Annotated in this window: 4 protein-coding genes and 1 pseudogene; 2 read left to right on the top strand and 3 right to left on the bottom strand. The window is 67.0% G+C overall.

The window, feature by feature from the left end; all coding sequences use genetic code 11:
* Nucleotides 1–301: 301 nt before the first annotated feature.
* Entirely contained in the window at nt 302–778 is a 477-nt protein-coding gene (locus tag AB0I22_RS39590) for a diadenosine tetraphosphate hydrolase (protein WP_363135883.1), read from the bottom strand.
* Between the two features lie 597 nt (nt 779–1,375).
* Here AB0I22_RS39590 and AB0I22_RS39585 point away from each other — a divergent pair.
* Nucleotides 1,376–1,558 carry a hypothetical protein gene (locus tag AB0I22_RS39585; protein WP_363135882.1) on the top strand — a complete coding sequence of 61 codons (183 nt, stop codon included), beginning with the start codon at nt 1,376–1,378 and terminating at the stop codon, nt 1,556–1,558.
* Nucleotides 1,559–2,287: 729 nt separating this feature from the next.
* On the opposite strand, the gene AB0I22_RS39580 is transcribed toward AB0I22_RS39585, so the two are convergent.
* Nucleotides 2,288–2,551 (bottom strand): LLM class flavin-dependent oxidoreductase, encoded by a 264-nt coding sequence (locus AB0I22_RS39580; RefSeq protein ID WP_363135884.1) that lies wholly within the window; start codon nt 2,549–2,551, stop codon nt 2,288–2,290.
* Nucleotides 2,552–2,583: 32 nt separating this feature from the next.
* Nucleotides 2,584–2,784 (bottom strand): hypothetical protein, encoded by a 201-nt coding sequence (locus AB0I22_RS39575; RefSeq protein ID WP_363135881.1) that lies wholly within the window; start codon nt 2,782–2,784, stop codon nt 2,584–2,586.
* 153 nt (nt 2,785–2,937) lie between these two features.
* Here AB0I22_RS39575 and AB0I22_RS39570 point away from each other — a divergent pair.
* A pseudogene (locus AB0I22_RS39570) lies at nt 2,938–3,584 on the top strand (NADP-dependent oxidoreductase); the annotation flags it as partial.
* Nucleotides 3,585–3,677 lie beyond the last annotated feature (93 nt).

Raw genomic sequence — 3,677 nt, 5'->3', positions numbered from 1 at the left:
GCCCGTCGGCGGCCTTCTCCAGTACGGCCGCGATCGCGGTGCGGTCCACGAGGGCGGTGGCCGACGCATCCACGTGGCGGGCGGCTTCCACGAGGCCGGCGAGTTCGCCACGCCAATGGCCCAGCGAGCGTGGCCAGGTCGGTGTCGCCGTTCGTGATGGCGGCCGCCTCAATGAGTTCCAGCATCGGCGACAGCAGGCCGAAGACGTCGAGTTGGTCGTCGCCACGATGCCGGGCGATCGCCCGGGTGACGTCGGTCAGAAGCTCGGGAGCCAGGCAGCCACGTGACCTGCCGACCTGGCTCAGGAAGAGGCCAGCAGGTCCAGTTCCTCACCGATCGTCCTCCGCAACGTGTCATGCCGAGCCGACAAGGTATGACGCTTGTCCTGCCAGTGCTCGCGGGAGTACAGCCAGACCGGCATGTAAACCAACTCCGTCGGTTCCCACTCGAACCGCGGCCATACATGCGCGTGGAGGAACCCGTCGGTATTACCGAGGATCTCCAAGTTCACTCTGCGGAAGGCCGGGTCGATTCGTCGACAGGCACGCTCGACCGCCTCGCCGAGCACGTCCATGTCTGACAAGAAGGACAGCCTCTTCGCCTTCGGCAGGTCGGAGAGCCGCTGCGCCTGCGGATCGTCCGCAAGCAGCACCGAGTAGCCAGGCAAGAACTGGACATCGCCGATCGCCGCGAACCCCGCCCGCAAACGGCGCAGCACCGTGGGGTTCTCCCCGCGCAGGGCACTTCTGATCCGATCCCTCTGCCAGTCATCAGCCATGGGAGCAACCTATGACGGGCCTCCAGTCATGAGGAACGCCGGCTATGAAGGGACCGCACTGGGCTCCAGGACACGGGCCGTACGGCACCCGGCCGTCGGGGCGGGGCTCGCCGAGCTCTGTGGTCAGAGCGACGCCGGTGCTGCGGCCTCCCCCAGGCGGTTCGGCAGTCTTTGCTGACTTTAAAGCCCGCCTCCGACAAGGCACCGCTGTCGGAGACCGATGTCTGCTGTCCGCACCGCCCTCATCAGTCTGGATCTTGACCACGGCCAGACGGCGTTGACGGTATAGGCACCAAGGCCGTGCCAATACTGTTCGCGCGCTACGAATTTGCGTGACAAGGACGGTGTATCGTCGCACAAGGTGTGCGCGGAGACGGAGAGGTCGCGGCGTCCGCCTGTCTGGTTGGACTTCGCCAATATTCGGTCGCCGGGGCGCGCTCGGTCTCCCGGTCGAACTCGATTCGTTCCTGGCCGGCCGGGCGGCAGCCTTCGCCTACACACTTCCTGGCGTCGTCACTGTGCATCTGCAGCAGTTTCCGCAACCGGATCATGACACCGGATTATGGTGGCTGGCCTGATGGCATGCCTGCTGCTGCGATGACCCTGCGGATCCCCGATGACCTGACGCCCGCCCTACGCGCCAGTGCCGCGGCATCCCGGCATCCCGGCATCCCGGCATCCCGGCATCCCGGCATCCGGAAGATGGTGGCGGTGATCGCCGAGCTGCTTGCGTCGGGAGAGTTCGGCGGAGCCTTCCGCCGCCTGGACGACTCAGTGTGAGCTCCGATGCCGGCGTACGAGTTGGAGTGCAGCCGCAAGTTCGAGGCTTGCCTGCAGGGCAGGTCCGACATGGGGAAGAATGCTCGGCACGATGATTTGAAGAGCACCTGCCGAGCGGAGACGCTGGTCCAAGGTCGGGACCTGGGAGACGGTCTCCGATGGGGACAGGCGGGTCTGCGTGGCCTGTGGAACGCTTGTCCACTCGTACCAGTACCGCTTCCACCCACCCGAGTCGTCCATGTTCGAGCGGTGTATCGGGTTCGCGTGGTGTTCCGGCTGCAGGATCTACTCCGGCTCAATGGTTCATGTTCCGCGGAAACGCGTCCTCGTGGATGCCCTGGCGTCGATGCCACGTGATCAGCGGGAGCGTCTGGAGCGGAGCGAGACCAGGTTGATCGATTACCTGGACAGGCAGCTCCGCGGTGGTGGCACTTCGCCTGATCCTTGATGGCCCGACAAGTCTCGGGCGACGCCGGCTTCGCCTGGCGGACTTGACAGGTACTACTCGCTTCGAGCCTTGTCGAGCTCGGCCGCCAGAACAGCCATTCCGTGCCAGTGAGTGAAGTACGTGGTTGCGTACTCGTCATCACCGATGGACGCAAGGATCTTTCCAAGGACCACAATGCGTTTCTGTAGTACGCCTCGGCGCCGGTCATTCAAGGGGCCCCGCTCAAGGCTGAGGAGACACAGCCGGCGAGCATCGAGTCCATCATCACCATGCATTCGCCCTCAGACGAGCGCCTCTCTCGTCGGCTGCCAGCCGGCCATCAGCCGTACGCCGCCTTCGCCGGAGAGGTAGCGCAGGATTGCGGCCACGTTTTCGGCGTACTCGGCGTCCGTGGTCGGCTCGGCGCCCCGGCGCAACGCCCGTACGATCGTCTGGTCGAACGTACCCGGCCCACGGCCGATGCCCATGTCTATGCGGCCCGGATGCAGCGTCGCCAGAGTGGCGAACTGCTCCGCGATCGCCAGTGGCGCATGGTTGGGCGCCAGGGCGCCGCCGGACCCGAGGCGGATACTGCTGGTCAGGCCGCGAAGTGCGCTATCAGAGCCGACGGCACGACGCTCGCCGACAGTTCGGTTCCGTGATGCTCGGCGAACCAGACTCGCCGGTAGCCGAGTGTGTCCAGGCGAAGCACGGTTCGGCTGGTCGCGTCGAGCGACTCGGCGGCTGTTCCGTTCGGCCCCGCAACCACAAGGTCCAGCGCGGACAGCGAGATGGTCATGATTGAAAGAGTACGGCGCACTGTGACTTGAGGGCGGCTCGGAGCGGGTCGGGGAAGCCCCCTCTGTGGGCCTGACGCTGGAGGGGCCTGCCCCGGGCAGTGGAGCGCAGGGTGCGATGCCGAACGGAGCGAGGCCTCAATAGCATCGCGTTCATGAGAGCACTGACGTTCGCCAAGTACGGTCCCCCAGCGTCCTTGAGGTCGCCGACATGCCGGGACCGCATGCGGGACCGGGGCAGATCCGGGTGGCCGTACACGCGTCCGGCGTCACTCCCTCCGACTGCGGCCTGCGCGCCGGGAAGTTCCGCGACATGATGCCGGTGAGACTGCCCCACGTGCTCGGCGTGGACGCCGCCGGCGTGGTCGACGAGGTCGGTACGGGCGTCACCGATGTCCGGCCGGGCGACGCGGTCTTCGGCATCATCGACCTCGCCGAACTCGGGCAGCTCGGCGGCGCCGGTGCCGAGTACGCCGTGCTGTCCGCCTGGGGGCTGAAGCCGGACTCACTGAGCTGGGAGCAGGCCGGCGGCGCAGCGGCAAACGTCGAGACCGCCACGCGCTCGCTCGACCTGCTGAAGGTCGGCGCCGGCACGACCCTGCTGATCGAGGGCGCGACCGGCGGGGTCGGCACGGTCGCCGTCCAGCTCGCGGCGGCACGCGGCGCGACCGTCATCGGCACCGCCAGCCCGCACAACCACGAGTTCCTCGCCGGACTCGGGGCGAAACCGACGGCCTACGGCCCCGGATTGGGCGAGCGGGTCGGCGTCCTGGCGCCCGCTGGAGTGCACGCCGTCCTCGACTGAGAAACCGCCATCGTGGTCTTTGCTGGTCAGTAGGGCTGGTGTGATGTCTCGTAGGGGCGCTCGTGCTGGTTGGGGTGGAGATCGGTAGCA

This window comes from Streptomyces sp. NPDC050610 (genome assembly GCF_040654875.1).
Lineage (GTDB): Bacteria > Actinomycetota > Actinomycetes > Streptomycetales > Streptomycetaceae > Streptomyces.
Note: the sequence above shows the minus strand (reverse complement) of the source record. Positions and strands in the feature narration are given on the sequence as shown.